This is a genomic window from Aeromonas sp. QDB23 (genome assembly GCF_027707745.1).
GTDB lineage: Bacteria > Pseudomonadota > Gammaproteobacteria > Enterobacterales > Aeromonadaceae > Aeromonas > Aeromonas allosaccharophila.
On record NZ_JAPCJA010000024.1, the window covers coordinates 16,277 to 31,854 of the forward strand.

General features: G+C 59.7%; 16 protein-coding genes. 7 read left to right on the forward strand and 9 right to left on the reverse strand.

Going from position 1 to position 15,578, the window contains the following annotated elements:
* Positions 1 to 77 precede the first annotated feature (77 nt).
* The 3 genes from PG888_RS11950 (at position 78) to serA (ending at position 3,047) form a co-directional block, all read left to right on the forward strand.
* The gene (locus PG888_RS11950) at positions 78 to 674 is read left to right on the forward strand and encodes a 5-formyltetrahydrofolate cyclo-ligase (protein ID WP_042057745.1); all 597 of its coding nucleotides are present in this window, start codon (positions 78 to 80) and stop codon (positions 672 to 674) included.
* Between the two features lie 161 nt (positions 675 to 835).
* The gene (gene rpiA / locus PG888_RS11955; protein ID WP_042656049.1) at positions 836 to 1,489 is read left to right on the forward strand and encodes a ribose-5-phosphate isomerase RpiA; all 654 of its coding nucleotides are present in this window, start codon (positions 836 to 838) and stop codon (positions 1,487 to 1,489) included.
* A gap of 325 nt (positions 1,490 to 1,814) precedes the next feature.
* Complete coding sequence (gene serA / locus PG888_RS11960; RefSeq protein ID WP_075113090.1) at positions 1,815 to 3,047, forward strand: phosphoglycerate dehydrogenase; 1,233 nt, start codon at positions 1,815 to 1,817, stop codon at positions 3,045 to 3,047.
* Between the two features lie 204 nt (positions 3,048 to 3,251).
* Here serA and PG888_RS11965 read toward each other — a convergent pair whose 3' ends face one another.
* A complete protein-coding gene (locus PG888_RS11965; RefSeq protein WP_075112066.1) occupies positions 3,252 to 3,632 on the reverse strand; it encodes a diacylglycerol kinase in 381 nt (126 codons plus the stop codon).
* 144 nt (positions 3,633 to 3,776) lie between these two features.
* Between PG888_RS11965 and PG888_RS11970 the strand changes: the two genes are divergently transcribed.
* On the forward strand, positions 3,777 to 4,844 hold the full coding sequence (locus tag PG888_RS11970) for a 3-deoxy-7-phosphoheptulonate synthase (RefSeq protein WP_111806688.1): 1,068 nt from the start codon (positions 3,777 to 3,779) through the stop codon (positions 4,842 to 4,844).
* 157 nt (positions 4,845 to 5,001) lie between these two features.
* Here PG888_RS11970 and PG888_RS11975 read toward each other — a convergent pair whose 3' ends face one another.
* The 3 genes from PG888_RS11975 to PG888_RS11985 form a co-directional block, all read right to left on the reverse strand.
* Positions 5,002 to 5,799 (reverse strand): ATP-binding cassette domain-containing protein, encoded by a 798-nt coding sequence (locus tag PG888_RS11975; RefSeq protein WP_182939764.1) that lies wholly within the window; start codon positions 5,797 to 5,799, stop codon positions 5,002 to 5,004.
* A 65-nt stretch (positions 5,800 to 5,864) separates the two neighbouring features.
* Entirely contained in the window at positions 5,865 to 6,872 is a 1,008-nt protein-coding gene (gene btuC / locus PG888_RS11980; protein WP_182937770.1) for a vitamin B12 ABC transporter permease BtuC, read from the reverse strand.
* A 99-nt stretch (positions 6,873 to 6,971) separates the two neighbouring features.
* Complete coding sequence (locus PG888_RS11985; RefSeq protein ID WP_182937771.1) at positions 6,972 to 7,703, reverse strand: substrate-binding periplasmic protein; 732 nt, start codon at positions 7,701 to 7,703, stop codon at positions 6,972 to 6,974.
* A 113-nt stretch (positions 7,704 to 7,816) separates the two neighbouring features.
* Here PG888_RS11985 and PG888_RS11990 point away from each other — a divergent pair, with 113 nt between their 5' ends.
* Together PG888_RS11990 and tapW are read left to right on the forward strand one after the other, a co-directional pair.
* Positions 7,817 to 8,173 (forward strand): DMT family protein, encoded by a 357-nt coding sequence (locus PG888_RS11990; RefSeq protein WP_075112061.1) that lies wholly within the window; start codon positions 7,817 to 7,819, stop codon positions 8,171 to 8,173.
* 58 nt (positions 8,174 to 8,231) lie between these two features.
* Positions 8,232 to 9,371, forward strand: a complete 1,140-nt coding sequence (tapW, locus tag PG888_RS11995) for a type IVa pilus ATPase TapW (RefSeq protein WP_042057762.1) — start codon at positions 8,232 to 8,234, stop codon at positions 9,369 to 9,371.
* Between the two features lie 96 nt (positions 9,372 to 9,467).
* On the opposite strand, the gene PG888_RS12000 is transcribed toward tapW, so the two are convergent.
* Positions 9,468 to 9,917 (reverse strand): methyltransferase family protein, encoded by a 450-nt coding sequence (locus tag PG888_RS12000; protein ID WP_182937772.1) that lies wholly within the window; start codon positions 9,915 to 9,917, stop codon positions 9,468 to 9,470.
* A gap of 173 nt (positions 9,918 to 10,090) precedes the next feature.
* Between PG888_RS12000 and alr the strand changes: the two genes are divergently transcribed.
* Complete coding sequence (gene alr, locus PG888_RS12005) at positions 10,091 to 11,317, forward strand: alanine racemase (RefSeq protein ID WP_075112059.1); 1,227 nt, start codon at positions 10,091 to 10,093, stop codon at positions 11,315 to 11,317.
* 64 nt (positions 11,318 to 11,381) lie between these two features.
* Here the strand turns inward: alr and PG888_RS12010 are convergent, their stop codons facing one another.
* The 4 genes from PG888_RS12010 to oppC form a co-directional block, all read right to left on the reverse strand.
* Positions 11,382 to 12,326, reverse strand: a complete 945-nt coding sequence (locus PG888_RS12010) for a TerC family protein (RefSeq protein WP_005353134.1) — start codon at positions 12,324 to 12,326, stop codon at positions 11,382 to 11,384.
* 303 nt (positions 12,327 to 12,629) lie between these two features.
* Positions 12,630 to 13,625 (reverse strand): murein tripeptide/oligopeptide ABC transporter ATP binding protein OppF, encoded by a 996-nt coding sequence (oppF, locus tag PG888_RS12015; RefSeq protein WP_042057772.1) that lies wholly within the window; start codon positions 13,623 to 13,625, stop codon positions 12,630 to 12,632.
* Positions 13,626 to 14,606, reverse strand: coding sequence for an ABC transporter ATP-binding protein (locus PG888_RS12020; RefSeq protein ID WP_182937773.1), 981 nt, complete (start codon positions 14,604 to 14,606; stop codon positions 13,626 to 13,628).
* A 54-nt stretch (positions 14,607 to 14,660) separates the two neighbouring features.
* Positions 14,661 to 15,572, reverse strand: a complete 912-nt coding sequence (gene oppC, locus PG888_RS12025; RefSeq protein ID WP_042057777.1) for an oligopeptide ABC transporter permease OppC — start codon at positions 15,570 to 15,572, stop codon at positions 14,661 to 14,663.
* Between the last annotated feature and the right edge of the window lie 6 nt (positions 15,573 to 15,578).

Consider the following 15,578-nt stretch of genomic DNA (forward strand, 5'->3'; position numbering starts at 1 on the left):
CCCTTAACGTCCAGAGTGAATGTGCTAAGGTAGAGCGCGTTCAAGCCATCGATGCGCAGCTATACCAGAGGTTCCCCATGCATGAATCCCAACCCGAACGTCAATCCCTGCGCCAACTGGTTCGTCAACGCCGCAAAAATCTGAGTCCGGCCGAGCAGCAAGCGGCGGCCCAACAGCTGCTGGCCCAGTTCAAGCAACACCCCGAGATCCTCGCCGCCAAACGCATTGCCCTCTATCTGGCCAATGACGGGGAGATCAATCCCCTGCCCACCATCCACTGGCTGTGGGCCCAGCACAAAGAGGTTTACCTGCCGGTGCTCCACCCCTTCACCCCGGGTCACCTGCTCTTTTTGCGCTACACCGCCACCAGCCCCATGGTGCGCAACCGCTACGGCATCGAAGAGCCGGAGCTGGATATCCTGCAGGTGGTGCCCCACAGCACCCTCGACCTGATTTGCACCCCGCTGGTGGCCTTCGATGCCCAGGGCAATCGCCTTGGCATGGGGGGCGGCTACTACGATCGCACCCTCGCCATCTGGCATGAGCACAAGCTGGGCCCCAAGCCACTCGGTATTGCCCACGACTGCCAGCAGGTGGATGCGGTTCCGCAAGAGGAGTGGGATGTGCCACTGCCCCAGATCATCACCCCAAGCTACTGCTGGCGCTTTGAATAGGCGGTTTTTGGCCAGCTGGCCCGGCTTTGTGCGCGCAAACGCAGATTAAACAGGCAAACGATTTACCAATCACCGCTTTTTACCCAGGAACGTGAGCAACAAGGTCGCGACGGGGTACAGGGTTGGATATAATGCGCCCGCTTTTTTCTTAAGGAACGATCATGACTCAAGATGAAATGAAGAAGGCGGCCGGTTGGGCTGCGCTCAAGTATGTGGTTCCCGGCACCATCGTCGGGGTGGGTACCGGCTCTACCGTCAACCACTTTATCGACGCGCTGGCGACCATGAAGGACGAGATCAAGGGGGCGGTATCCAGCTCCGTGGCCTCCACCGAGCGCCTCAAGGGCTTCGGCATCACCGTGTATGATCTCAACGAGATCGACGCCCTCTCCGTCTATGTGGATGGCGCCGACGAGATCAACGGCACCCGCGACATGATCAAGGGCGGTGGCGCGGCCCTGACCCGCGAGAAAATTGTTGCCGCCGTGGCTGACAAGTTCATCTGCATCATCGACAACACCAAAACCGTCGAGGTGCTGGGCCAGTTCCCGCTGCCGGTGGAAGTGATCCCGATGGCCCGCGAATACGTGGCCCGCGAAATCCGCAAACTGGGTGGCAACCCGGTCTGGCGTGAAGGGGTGGTCACCGACAACGGCAACCACATTCTGGATGTGAAAGGCATGGCCATTACCGACGCCAAGGCGCTGGAAGTGCAGCTCAACGCCATCGTAGGCACCGTCACCAACGGCCTGTTCGCCGCCCGTGGCGCCGATGTGGTCCTGATCGGTACGCCGGATGGCGTGATTACCCAGTAATCCCGACCCCGATGGCACAGTGCAGCGGCATAGTCCCTCGTCCGCCATCGCCACTCTGCCCGTTCTGGAGCAGCAGCGGCGTTGATTGGCCCCCGGGATGGGATACTGACCCAAACATTGCACTGTGAATAAATGACGGCGCCTGATGGCGCCGTTTTTATTTATCCCTCAACAAGTTGCATACGGATGTTTACAACAATCGTTGATAACTTCAAAGAATTTGACTTTCGTCACAAATATTCCCTCTCCCAAACGTTTTTGCTACTTTACGGTTTTCTTCGCACACCAAATCTGCACTTACGTTTGCACATACAGAGGGATCGTCATGACTGCCAAGTTTTCGTTGGACAAGGATAAAATCAAGGTTCTGCTGCTGGAGGGAGTCCATCCCAACACCGTAGAGACCTTTCGTGCCGCAGGTTACACCAGTGTGGAATATCTGAAGACCTCGCTCTCCGAAGAGGAGCTGATCGAGCAGATCCGCGACGTTCATTTCATCGGGCTGCGCTCCCGCACCCAGATCACCGAGAAGGTACTCGACGCCGCCAACAAGCTGGTCGCCATCGGCTGCTTCTGCATCGGCACCAACCAGGTCGAGCTGGAAGCGGCCCAGATCCGCGGCATTCCGGTCTTCAACGCCCCCTTCTCCAACACCCGCTCGGTCGCCGAGCTGGTACTGGGTGAGATCCTGCTGCTGCTGCGCGGCATCCCCGAGAAAAACGCCAAGTGCCATCGCGGCGTGTGGGAAAAACTGGCCAATCGCTCGGTGGAAGCGCGCGGCAAGAAGCTTGGCATCATCGGCTATGGCCACATCGGTACCCAGCTTGGCATCATCGCCGAGAGCATCGGCATGAAGGTTTATTACTACGATATCGAGAACAAGCTCTCGCTGGGTAACGCCATTCAGGTGCCGAGCATGATCGAGCTGCTCAATATGTCTGACGTCATCAGCCTGCACGTGCCGGAGACCGCCTCCACCAAGAACATGATCGGTGCCGAGCAGCTGCGGATGATGAAACCGGGCGCCATCTTCATCAACGCCGCCCGCGGTACCGTGGTGGATATCGACGCGCTGGCAGACGTCATCAAGAGCGGCCATATCGCCGGCGCCGCCATCGACGTCTTCCCGGTCGAGCCCAAGTCCAATGACGAGGAGTTCCAAAGCCCGCTGCGTGGGCTGGAGAACGTCATCCTTACCCCGCACATCGGTGGCACCACCCATGAAGCGCAGGAGAACATCGGGCTGGAAGTGGCCAACAAGCTGGTCAAATACTCCGACAACGGCTCCACCCTCTCCGCCGTCAACTTCCCGGAGGTGTCGCTGCCGGGCCACAAGGGCTCCAGCCGCCTGCTGCACATTCACCGCAACCAGCCGGGCGTGATGAACAAGATCAACCAGATCTTCGCCGAAGAGGGGATCAACATCGCCGGTCAATACCTGCAGACCAGCAGTCATATCGGTTACGTGGTGATCGACGTGGAGACCGAGCACAGCGAGAAGGCGCTCGCCAAGCTCAAGGAGATCAGCGGCACCATCCGCGCCCGCATCCTGCACTGATTAACCTGCAGAGCCACCCAGCAAAAAGCCCGTCGTGATGACGGGCTTTTTTATGATGCGATGCTCAACGCACGTCCGCGTCTTGGCGCTTTTGCCCCCTTCTCCCCTCGCGGGAGAAGGGTTGGGGATGAGGGGCAGAAGATTCAACCCTCACCCTGCCCTCTCCCGGAGAGAGGGTGCAAACGCACCCGCAAGATATGTGATCTACCACCAGCCCAACAGATTGCGGCCTACCAGCGCGCCCCAAACCAGCGCATTGAGGGCCAGCGCGATAAACACCGCAGCAGAACCGAGATCCTTGGCGCGGCCGGAGAGCTCGTGATGCTCGGAGCCAACCCTGTCAACCACGGCTTCGATGGCGGAGTTGAGGATCTCGACGATCACCACCAGCCAGCTGATGACGATAAGCAGCAGGATCTGGTTGAGAGAATCCCCCAGCCAGAAGGCCAGTGGCATCAGCAACAGGATCAGCATCAGCTCCTGCCGAAACGCCGCCTCATTAATCCAGGCTGACTTGAGCCCCTTGATGCTGTAACCGGTTGCGTTGATGATGCGGGTGACCCCGGTTGCCCCTGGCTTTGCCACGCTATCTACCTCATTTGGAATCGATTTTGGCCTCACATCCTATCAGAGCCCCCCAAGGTTTCAATCAGGGGACTTTTGCTTTATTTTATCTCTTTGCTTTTTCGCCCCTTGCGGCTGACACCACCCACTCGAGACTTGAGTTGTATGTCCATTCACACAGATGAATTGCGCACCCGTCGCCTGGAGTCACTGATCACTCCGAGCGAGCTCGCACACGCGTTTCCGATCACCGATACCATTGCCCAGAATCTGCTGGATGCCCGTCGCGAAGTGGAAGCCATTCTGGCCGGAGACGATCAGCGCCTGCTGGTCATCGTCGGCCCCTGCTCCATCCATGATCCCGCTGCTGCTCGCGAGTATGCCCTGCGTCTCAATGCTCTGCGCGAGCAGTACAAAGCGAGCCTCTGCATCGTGATGCGCACCTACTTCGAGAAGCCGCGCACCATCGTCGGCTGGAAGGGGCTGATCAACGATCCGCGCCTCGATGGCAGCTTCGACGTCAACGAAGGGCTGAAACTGGCGCGCAAACTGCTGGTCGACATCAACGAAATCGGCATGCCCACCGCCACCGAATTCCTCGATATGGTGACCGGCCAGTATATTGCCGACCTCATCACCTGGGGAGCCATCGGCGCGCGCACCACCGAATCCCAGGTGCACCGCGAGATGGCTTCGGCTCTCTCCTGCCCGGTCGGCTTCAAGAATGGCACCGACGGCAACACCCGCATCGCCATTGATGCGGTGCGCGCCGCACGTCACAGCCACATCTTCTATTCGCCGGACAAGGACGGCAAGATGACCATCTACCGCACCGCCGGTAACCCCTTTGGTCATGTGATCCTGCGTGGTGGCCACAGGCCCAACTACGACACAGCCAGTGTCGATGAAGCGTGTGAAGCGCTGGCCGATGTAGGACTGCCGGAGCGTCTGGTGGTCGATTTCAGCCACGGCAACAGCATGAAGGATCACCGTCGTCAGCTGCTGGTGGCGCAAGATATCTGCGATCAGCTGCGCCGTGGCCGTACCGGTATCGCCGGCATCATGGCAGAAAGCTTCCTGGTGGAAGGGCGTCAGGATGTGGAAAACGGCTGCGCAGCCACCTTTGGCCAGAGCATCACCGATGCCTGCCTGTCATGGAACGATACCGAAACCCTGCTGGCCATGCTGGCAGAGGCGGCGCAGGTGCGGTTGAACAAAGCAAACCTGCGGTAACGACTGCGACATCACCCTTCGGCCAGAGCAAACAAGTTTGAACTGCGAATAAAACCAAAGGGGCCGGTATTTTTGATACCGGCCCCTTCTTCTTGCTGTCGGCCGATTACTCTTCGCTAATCGACCCTACACGCGCACTCTTTCCTCTACAACCCGCTTACAAACTGGGCATAAACCAGACCCGGCCCGCGGCTTCGATGCGGTCGGTGCGGATCTGGAATACCTGCGCCAGTAGCGCCTCATCCACCAACTCGACGCCCCCTTCACGCACCACAGCGCCCTGTTGCAGACATAGGATGCGGTCGGCCCAGTCGATGGCCAGATTGATATCGTGGATGGCGAGCATCACCAGCAGTCCCTGCACGGCCAACTTTTTCAGCAAGCGCAACAGCGCCAGCTGGTGATGAAGGTCGAGCCCAGCCAGCGGCTCATCCAGCAACAACACCTTGCCGGCTGGATTGAGGCTAGGCCATACCTGCAGCAGAGTGCGGGCAATCAGCACCCGCTGCTGCTCGCCCCCCGACAAGCGGCTGAAGTCCCGTGCCAACAAAGCCTCCAACTCCAGCGCCTCACACAGCGCCCCGATCGCCTCGTTTTGTCTGGCGGGCGCAACCGCCTCATCGAGCCCCAGACTCAGCACCTGAAACACCGGAATATGAAACAGCTGGGGCTGGCGCTGGGGCAACATAGCGCGCCGTTTGGCAAGCTCGGGCCAACTCAGGTCAGTGAGCACTTCCCCACCCAGCAGGACGGTGCCTTCAGCGGGCAAGATCCCCGCCAACGCGCCGAGCAGGGTCGACTTGCCACTGCCATTGGGGCCGAGCAGTGCCACCAGCTGGCTGCCATGCCAGCGCAGATCGAGGGGGGAGAGCCGACCGGCAATGGCGAGTGCATGCGCCTCCAGCAGCGGGGCAGCCGCAAGAGCAGCAACAGAGGTGGGATCAGCAGGCGACATCGGCATCTTGCCTCAACAACGGGTAAATAAGGAGAGTGCGCGCACCGACCAAATCATGCAGATATTCATGCCGCATCATCGGCAGTTTGCCTCAATAGCAGGTAGATAAAGAGCGGCGCCCCCACCGAGGCGGTAATCACCCCGATGGGCAACTCACCGGCACTGAGTGCCGAGCGCGCTAACAGGTCGGCGGCCAGCAGCAGAGCCCCGCCCCCCAGTGCCGAGGCAGGTAGCAGGAAGCGTTGATCGCTACCGCCACAGAGCCGCAGCAGATGGGGCACCACCAGCCCGACAAAACCGATCACGCCGCACAGCGACACCGCCACACCGGTGAGCAGGCAGACCGCCAGCACCAGCCGCACCCGCATCCTGTCCACATCCATCCCCATCAGGCGGGCCTGGGTTTCCCCCAGCAGCAACTGTTGCAGCGCCTTGCCCTGCCAGCATAGCCAGCCCAGAGTGAGCGGCAGCACCAGCCACCACCAGCCGAACTGCTGGCTGCCGTAAGAGAGGCTGCCCATCATCCAGAACATGAATTCACGCAAGGAGCCGTCGTCGGCAAAGTACATCAGCCAGGTCATGGCGGCATTGGTGAGAATACCGATGGCCACGCCAAACAGCAGCAAGCGGGCATGGCCGAGACGTGCGCGGCGAGCCAACCGAATGAGCAGCATGGTCACCAGCAGCGCGCCACCAAAGGCCGCCAGCGACAGCCCCCAGCCGGGCAGATAGAGGCCGAGGGATTTGGCCACCGCCATCGCCACCATGGCGGCCAGTCCTGCTCCGCTCGAGACGCCAAGTAGCCCGGGCTCCGCCACCGGATTGTGCAGCATTACCTGCAACACGGCGCCGCCACAGGCGAGCGCAGCGCCTGCCAGCAGGGCCAGCAAGGCACGCGGCAGCCGCAGCTCCAGCAGGATGCGCTGTTCGAGATCGCCAAGGGGCTGCCAGGGCAGCAGCACAAACTCGCCCCAGATGAGGGAGAAGAGAAACAGCAACAGGGTCAGCAGCGTCAGGCCAAACAGCCAGCGCCGCTGCCAACGCTGCTGGCGGGCGATAAGGGAGAGGTACAAGGATGATCCCCGACAATAACTAGGCTTTATCCCCGGCCCTGTCGCAGAGCCGGGGGGAAGCAGGAAAAGGGCATGATAACAGCGGCTTGCCACCCAAGGTCAAGGCTGGTAACGCTTGGCCATCACGCTTATCTCGCCACTGGCTACCAGATTTTGCAGCGCCACCAACAACGGCTGGCGCAGCGACTGGTGAGGTGAGTGCTTGCTCATCCCCAGATAGAGGGTCACCGGACTGGCGGGGCGGTAATCCGCCTTGCTCACCCGGTTGGCATTTCCCTGACTCAGGGCATAGTCCACTTGACAGTCAGTGCCAATCATCAGCGGCAGGTGGCCGCGCTGTACCATGCGCAGCAACTGTTCCTCGGTGGGCACCCCGTGCTTGTCGAGGCGACTGTCAGAGTTGAAGGGCTCAAAGTAGGCGGAGTTGAGCACATAGCCCACCTTCACCCCCTGCAGGTCGCGGTATTGGTGGATCCGGGCCACATTGACCGGCTTACCGTAAAACGCGGGCCAGCACTGGTAGTAGGGAGGCTGCAGATAGTCGATGAACTGCGCTCGCTCGGCGGTATAGGCGAGCCCAATCATCAGATCGACCCTACCGGTCTGCATCTGCTTGAGCGCCCGTCCCCAAGGCATCCGTTTCACCTTGAAGCGAATGCCACTGCGGCTCTCCAGCTGTTGCAGAATATCCATGTCCAGCCCGTAAAACCGGCCATCCGGCTGCAGGATGCGAAACGGCGGCCACAGATCGGTGGCCACCGTCAGCGTCGAGGTCGCTCGCACCGGCATGGCAAATAACAGTAACAACGCTATCCAACTTAACTTGCCCATCCCGTCGCATACCTCGCACGGCCCGATCTTGTTGGTTAAAAATACCCTTCCGCACCACGTATGAAAACCCGTGGTTCAGGGATAAAATGCGCCGGATTTTAAAGGAGAACCCTATGAACCCGATTTTCGCCAGTATCGGCCTGCTGCTGTGCAGCAACGTCTTCATGACTTTCGCCTGGTACGCTCATCTCAAGAGCATGAACCACAAACCCTGGATCATTGCCGCGCTGGTGAGCTGGGGCATCGCCCTGTTCGAATACCTGTTGCAGGTGCCCGCCAACCGCATCGGCCATACGGTGATGAGTGTGGGGCAACTGAAAATTCTGCAAGAAGTGATCACCCTCACCGTATTCGTCCCCTTCTCTATCTTCTATCTCAAGGAAGACCTGAAATGGGACTACCTCTGGGCGGGGCTCTGCATTATGGGTGCAGTCTTTTTTGTCTTTCGCGAGAAACTGACCGGCGCCTGACGCTGTACACTCAATATCATCCCGCTCATGGCATCTCATTGATCGAAGAGGCAAAAAAATGGAATTGCGAGACATGTTACAGATCCTGGCCAAGCAGGATGGCTCAGACCTCTATCTGTCGACCGGCGCCCCTCCCTGCGCCAAGTTCAACGGCGGCCTGCGCCCCCTGAATGAAACGCCGCTGGAGCCGGGAGAGGTGGCACGGATCGCCGCCGAGATCATGGATGGCGAGCAGAAACTGCAGTTTGACAAGGAGCTGGAGATGAACCTCGCCATCTCCCTGCCCCAGATCGGCCGCTTTCGGGTCAACATCTTCAAGCAGCGCAACGAAGTCTCCCTGGTGGCGCGCAACATCAAGACCGAAATCCCCCGTTTTGAAGACCTGAAACTTCCGCCCGTGCTGCTCGACACCATCATGGAGAAACGGGGTCTGGTGCTGTTTGTCGGCGGTACCGGCTCGGGCAAATCGACCTCGCTGGCGGCGCTGATCGACCACCGCAACCGCAACAGCGGCGGCCACATCATCACCATCGAAGATCCGGTGGAGTTCGTTCACCGCCACCGCAAGAGCATCATCAACCAACGGGAGGTGGGGGTCGATACCCGCAGCTTCCACGCTGCCCTGAAAAACACCCTGCGTCAGGCACCGGATGTGATCCTGATCGGCGAAATTCGCGACCGCGAGACCATGGAGCATGCGCTGGCCTTCTCCGAAACCGGCCACCTTGCCATCTCCACCCTGCACGCCAACAACGCCAACCAGGCGCTGGATCGCATCATCAACTTCTTCCCCGAGGAGCGCCGCCCGCAGTTGCTCAACGATCTGGGCAACAACCTCAAGGCCTTTGTCTCCCAGCGGCTGGTGAAAACTACCGATGGCGGCCGCCGGGCCGCGGTGGAGATCATGCTCGGCACCCACACCATCCGTGACATGATCAAGCGCGGCGAATTTGGCGGCCTGAAAGAGGTGATGGAAAAATCCAAGGCGCTCGGCATGGTCACCTTCGACAGCGCCCTGTTCGATCTGGTGGTGGAAGGGGTGATCGAGGAGGAGGAAGCAGTGAAGAACGCCGACTCGGCCAACAACCTGCGCCTCAAGATCAAGCTGTGGAAAGAGAAGGGACAGATTGCCAGCAGCAGCGATGCCACTGGCTGGAGCCTCGAACCCACCAAGGACGAGAAGGACGATATGTTCTAATCTGCCACCAGCGAGAACCCCGGGCCAGCCCGGGGTTCTCTTTATCCGCGGCAACCCATCTGGTTTATCCGCTCACCCCGCACAGATCACTGCCCTTCAGCACCAGCGGCGAACGCGCTGGCAATAATCCACATACTCATCACCGAAGCGGGCGCGCAGCAGCCGCTCCTCCGGCAGGATCTGGAAACGGGTCAACCAGGCCACCAGCACGATCGGCCCAGCCCAAACCCAACCTCCACCGAGATAACAGCCCCAGGCGGCAAGCCAGCAGAGCAACCCCAGATACATGGGATTGCGGCTGACACGATAGACGCCACAGGTCACCAGACGACTGGTGTGCTGAGGCCTGGTGGGACTGACAGTGGTCTGATGGTGACGAAACCGTTGCAGGGCGCCAAGGCCCATGATGGCCCCTACCACGATCAGCGCAGCCATCAGCACCATTGCCCAGATACCGGGCTGGCTCTCCCCTCTTAGCCACCACATGGTTCCCGCACAGAGCAGGAAGATCAGCGGTGGTGGCAAACGTAACTCAAGATTGACCATTTTCTTCCCCTGACAAGTGTCAGCCGACCCCGTGTTGCGGTAGACTCCCAACCAGTCAGCGCCTGTTGAGAGTGACAAAGATCATAATAATAACAACAAGTTGTCGTTAGACCACAGCCAATGTTGACGCTCTCATCCAAACTATCCAACGCGAACAACAAAAAGGAATCACCATGCACAAGAAAACGCTATTGGCCACCCTGATCTTCGGCCTGCTCGCGGGCCAAGCCGTTGCGGCTCCCTATCTGCCCCTTGCGACGGATCATCGCAACGGTCAGGAGCAAACCGCCAGCAACGCCTGGTTGGAAGTGGATCTGGGCGCCTTCGAACACAATATCCAGACCCTCAAGGATCGCCTCGGTGACAAGGGTCCGCAGATCTGCGCCATCATGAAGGCCGACGCCTATGGTCATGGCATCGACCTGCTGGTCCCCTCCGTGGTCAAGGCCAATATCCCCTGTATCGGCATCGCCAGCAACGAAGAGGCCCGCGTCGCCCGCGAGAAGGGCTTTACCGGCCGTCTGATGCGGGTGCGTGCCGCCACGCCGGATGAGGTCGAGCAGGCGCTGCCCTACAAGATGGAAGAGCTCATCGGCAGTCTGGTGAGTGCCCAGGGGATCGCTGACATCGCCCAGCGCCACCACACCAATATTCCGGTACACATAGGTCTCAACTCTGCTGGCATGAGCCGCAACGGCATCGACCTGCGTCTAGCCGATGCCAAGCAGGATGCGCTGGCCATGCTCAAGCTCAAGGGGATCACCCCGGTCGGCATCATGACCCACTTCCCGGTGGAGGAGAAAGAGGACGTCAAGATGGGGCTGGCCCAGTTCAAACTGGACTCCCAGTGGCTGCTGGAAGCGGGCAAGCTGGATCGCAGCAAGATCACCATCCACGCCGCCAACTCCTTCGCTACCCTGGAAGTGCCGGATGCCTACTTCGACATGGTGCGCCCGGGTGGCCTGCTCTACGGCGACTCCATCCCCTCCTACACCGAATACAAGCGGGTGATGGCATTCAAGACCCAGGTCGCCTCGGTCAACCACTACCCGGCCGGCAACACCGTCGGCTATGACCGCACCTTCACCCTCAAGCGCGACTCCTGGCTCGCCAACCTGCCGCTGGGCTACTCCGATGGCTACCGCCGTGCGCTGAGCAACAAGGCCTATGTGCTGATCCAGGGTCAGAAGGTACCGGTGGTCGGCAAGACCTCCATGAACACCATCATGGTGGACGTCACTGATCTCAAAGGGGTGAAACCCGGTGATGAGGTGGTGCTGTTTGGCCGTCAGGGTGAGGCCGAAGTGAAACAGGCTGATCTGGAAGAGTACAACGGCGCCCTGTTGGCGGACATGTACACCATCTGGGGCTACACCAACCCCAAAAAGATCAAACGCTGATACGCGACATGAAAAAGGGCTCCCACTGGAGCCCTTGCTGTTATTACTTCATTGTCTGCCGCGCTCAAGCGGCTTTTTTACGGGTCACAAACAGACTCAGCCCCATGGATGCCAGCAGGATCAGCGCGACTACGCCAAGCGCAATGCCGGTCGGGATTTTGAAGATATCCAGCAGCAGCATCTTGACCCCGATAAACATCAGGATCAGCGCCAGACCGTACTTCAGCAGAGCGAAGCGATCAGCCACACCGGCCAGCAGGAAGTACATGGCACGCAGACCCATGATGGCGAAGATGTTGGAGGTCAGCACGATGAAGGGATCCGTGGTCACCGCGAAGATGGCCGGAATACTGTCCACCGCGAAGATGAGATCGCTCACCTCCACCAGCACCAAAATCAGCAGCAGCGGGGTGGCATAACGCACACCGTCACGCCAGACGAAGAACTTCTCCCCTTCCAGGGTCTCGGTCACCTTGAAGCGACGGCGCATCCAGCCCAGCAGCGGGTTGTTGGCCAAGTCCGGCTCCTTGTCGGCCGCCCACAGCATCTTGGCACCAGTCAGCAGCAGGAAAGCGCCAAACAGGTAGAGGATCCAGTGGAACTGCTCGATGAGCCAGCTGCCCGCGAACACCATACCGGCACGCATCACGATGGCACCCAGTACCCCGTAGAGCAGTACCCGACGCTGCAGCTCGGCCGGAATGGCAAAGTAGCCAAACAGCATCAGCCAGACGAAGACGTTGTCCACCGCCAGCGCTTTCTCGATGAGGTAGCCGGTGAGGAACTCCAGCCCTTTCTGGTTGGCAATTTCACGGCCTGCGCTGTGATCCAGCCAGAGCCAGATCGCGAGGTTGAAGAGCAGGGCCACACTGATCCAGATGAGGGACCAGACACCCGCCTCTTTGAGAGACACCTTGTGTGACTTGCCGCCACCGACAAAGCGTATGTCTATCCATAACAGGACCAGCACTATGCTGAAGAAACCGGTCCACATCCACCATTCACCCATTTTCACTTCTCCCCAAAAACGACAAAACCCACGACCGAGAGGCGTGGGTTTGCGTTTGGAGCAGATACACCTTGCCTCTCGGCAAGGTCTCACTTACAGCTGATTTTCATCAACTGCCCGGCTGCCGGGTGCACTGCAGGATATGGATGCACCGTAATGACGACAAACCGGCGAGAAGTTACTCCCCTTGTGCGGCGGATATTAACAGCGGAAAAAGATAACGCCAAGAGGCATCTTCATCTGTTGCCAAAATTAATCGGGGCTCCATCAAGGAGCCCCGCAAACAGGTTCAACACACCCCTGTCAAAGCGGATCGACCTTGAGGCAGGAGACCGCGTGATCGAAATTCCCCTCCAACACGGGCCGGGTCTTGGCGCACTCGGGGCCAGCCACCGGGCAGCGGGTGCGGAACACGCAACCGGACGGCGGGTTCATCGGTGAGGGCAAGTCCCCCTCCAGGATCTGGATCACCTTGTTGCGCTCCAGCTCCGGGTCCGGGATCGGCACCGCTGACATCAGCGCCTTGGTGTAGGGGTGCAACGGATTGGCGAAGATCTCCTTGCGGGTCCCCAGCTCGACGGCGTTGCCCAGATACATCACCAGCACCCGATCGGAGATGTGTTTGACCACCGACAGATCGTGGGCGATGAAGATGAGCGACAGCCCCATCTCCTTTTGCAGGGATTTGAGCAGGTTGACCACCTGCGCCTGAATAGATACATCAAGCGCCGAGACCGGCTCGTCGCAGATGATCATCTTGGGCTCGAGGATCAGCGCCCGGGCAATCCCGATCCGCTGGCACTGGCCACCGGAGAACTCGTGGGGATAGCGGTTCACCAGGTTGGGTAGCAGCCCCACCTTGCTCATCATGGCGCGCACCTTCTCCTTCACCTCTTCCCGTGGCAGCTTGGGGTAGAAGGTGATGAGCGGCTCGGCGATGATGTCGCCGATGGTCATGCGCGGGTTCAGCGAGGCCAGCGGATCCTGAAAGATCATCTGGATCTCTTTGCGCTTCTCGCGCAGGGCATTCTGGTCGAGCTTGGTGAGATCGTCGCCGAGCCACACCACCTTGCCATCGGTGGCCGGTACCAGACCGATGATGGCGCGGGCAAAGGTCGACTTGCCGCAGCCGGACTCGCCTACGACTCCCAGGGTCTCCCCTTCGTAGAGACGCATGGTCACGCCATCGACGGCTTTCAGATCAGACGGCTTGGCCCAGGGCCACGCCTTGCCACTCTTGATACTGAAGTGGACCTTGAGGTCAGACACTTCCAACAGCAATTTTTTGTCGGCACCCATTTAGTTGGCCCCCTTGTTCATGGCATCCGAAACCCAGTGGCAAGCCCGCTCCCGACCGTCGTTGAACGGGGTCAGGATCGGTGACTGCTGGCCGCAAATCTCGCTGACCCGGTGGCAACGCTCCTGGAAGGGGCAGCCGGTCGGCAGACGCAGCAGGTTGGGCGGATTGCCCGGGATGGTGGGCAGCACTTCCCCTTCGGTATCGAGACGAGGAATGGCGCGCAGCAGGCCTTCGGTGTAGGGGTGGCTCGGGCGATAGAAGATATCGTCTACCTTGCCGTACTCCATGGTACGACCGGCATACATCACCAGCACCTTGTTGCAGATACCGGCGACCACGCCAAGGTCGTGGGTGATCATGATGATGGCGGTGTTGAACTCGCGCTTGAGCTCGTTCATCAGGGTCATGATCTGGGCCTGCACGGTCACGTCGAGCGCCGTAGTCGGCTCATCGGCGATCAGCAGTTGCGGCCGGCAGAGCAGTGCCATGGCGATCATCACCCGCTGACGCATGCCGCCGGAAAACTCGTGGGGATACATCCCCATCCGCTTGCGCGCTTCGGGAATTTTCACCGCATCCAGCATCCGCACTGACTCTTCAAACGCTTCCGCCTTGCTTACCCCTTTGTGCAGCATCAGCACTTCCATCAGCTGATCCTTCACCTTCATGTAGGGGTTCAGCGAGGTCATGGGGTCCTGAAAGATCATGGCGATCTTCTCGGCGCGGATCTTGTTGAGCTTGGACTCCGGCAGGTTGAGGATCTCCTCCCCCTGAAACTTGGCGGAACCGGTAATAATGCCGTTTTTGGCCAGCAGGCCCATGATGGCAAAGGCAGTCTGGGACTTGCCGGAGCCGGACTCACCCACGATCCCCAGGGTCTCGCCCGCGGCGAGGGAGAAGTTGAGGTCGTTGACCGCCACCACATTGCCGTCCGGGGTCTTGAACTCGACCCGCAGATCTTTCACATCCAGTAACTTCATATAAAAACTCCTTATCGATCTTTCGTGATGCTTTCCTGTCGATCCGATGCTCGATTAACGATCTTTCGGATCGAGGGCGTCACGCAGACCATCCCCGAGGAAGTTGAAGCAAAACAGGGTCACCACCATAAAGCAGGCGGGGAACAGCAGTTGCCAGATGGCCACTTCCATCGACTTGGAGCCTTCATCCAGCAGGGCACCCCAGCTGGTCATCGGTTCCTGAACACCAAGGCCCAGAAAACTCAGGAAGGATTCAAACATGATCATGCCCGGCACCAGCAAGGTGGCGTAGACGGCCACGATACCGAGCACGTTCGGTACAATGTGACGGGTGATGATCTTCCACTTGGAGACGCCACAGACGTGGGCCGCCTCGATAAACTCCTTGCTCTTGAGGCTCAGGGTCTGGCCGCGCACGATCCGCGCCATGTCGAGCCAGCTCACCGCCCCGATGGCGATAAAGATGAGCGCCAGATTGCGGCCGAAAAAGGTGACCAGCATGATGACGAAGAACATGAAGGGGAAGGCGTTGAGGATCTCCAGTACCCGCATCATCAGGCTGTCGACCCGCCCGCCGATAAAGCCGGAGGCCGCGCCATACAGGGTGCCGATGATGACCGCCACCATGGCGCCCATGATGCCGACCATCAGCGAGATGCGCCCGCCCAGCAAGGTGCGCACGAACAGATCGCGGCCCAGGCTGTCGGTACCGAAGTAGTGACCCGCTTCCATATCCGGCGGCGACTGCATGGCGCCCCAGTCCGGATCGTCAAAGGTGAATTGTGACAAATGGGGGCCAAAGATGACCGCCAGACCGATGATGGTCAGAATGATCAGGCTGGTCAGTGCCGCCTTGTTGCGCAGGAAACGGCGACGGGCATCCTTCCACAGGGAGCGCCCCTCCACCACCTCTACTTTTTGCGCGAAGGCCTCGACGGCATCGCGTTTTTCAGTTGAAACAACCATGATGAA

Excerpts from the sequence above, each read along its gene's own strand:
- PG888_RS11990 (WP_075112061.1), top strand. The coding sequence starts at position 7,817 with ATGAACCCGATTTTCGCCAGTATCGGCCTGCTGCTGTGCAGCAACGTC.
- oppC (WP_042057777.1), bottom strand. The coding sequence starts at position 15,572 with ATGGTTGTTTCAACTGAAAAACGCGATGCCGTCGAGGCCTTCGCGCAA.
- alr (WP_075112059.1), top strand. The coding sequence starts at position 10,091 with ATGCACAAGAAAACGCTATTGGCCACCCTGATCTTCGGCCTGCTCGCG.
- rpiA (WP_042656049.1), top strand. The coding sequence starts at position 836 with ATGACTCAAGATGAAATGAAGAAGGCGGCCGGTTGGGCTGCGCTCAAG.
- PG888_RS11970 (WP_111806688.1), top strand. The coding sequence starts at position 3,777 with ATGTCCATTCACACAGATGAATTGCGCACCCGTCGCCTGGAGTCACTG.
- PG888_RS12010 (WP_005353134.1), bottom strand. The coding sequence starts at position 12,326 with ATGGGTGAATGGTGGATGTGGACCGGTTTCTTCAGCATAGTGCTGGTC.
- PG888_RS11985 (WP_182937771.1), bottom strand. The coding sequence starts at position 7,703 with ATGGGCAAGTTAAGTTGGATAGCGTTGTTACTGTTATTTGCCATGCCG.
- PG888_RS11975 (WP_182939764.1), bottom strand. The coding sequence starts at position 5,799 with ATGTCGCCTGCTGATCCCACCTCTGTTGCTGCTCTTGCGGCTGCCCCG.
- PG888_RS11950 (WP_042057745.1), top strand. The coding sequence starts at position 78 with ATGCATGAATCCCAACCCGAACGTCAATCCCTGCGCCAACTGGTTCGT.
- tapW (WP_042057762.1), top strand. The coding sequence starts at position 8,232 with ATGGAATTGCGAGACATGTTACAGATCCTGGCCAAGCAGGATGGCTCA.
- PG888_RS12020 (WP_182937773.1), bottom strand. The coding sequence starts at position 14,606 with ATGAAGTTACTGGATGTGAAAGATCTGCGGGTCGAGTTCAAGACCCCG.
- oppF (WP_042057772.1), bottom strand. The coding sequence starts at position 13,625 with ATGGGTGCCGACAAAAAATTGCTGTTGGAAGTGTCTGACCTCAAGGTC.
- PG888_RS12000 (WP_182937772.1), bottom strand. The coding sequence starts at position 9,917 with ATGGTCAATCTTGAGTTACGTTTGCCACCACCGCTGATCTTCCTGCTC.
- serA (WP_075113090.1), top strand. The coding sequence starts at position 1,815 with ATGACTGCCAAGTTTTCGTTGGACAAGGATAAAATCAAGGTTCTGCTG.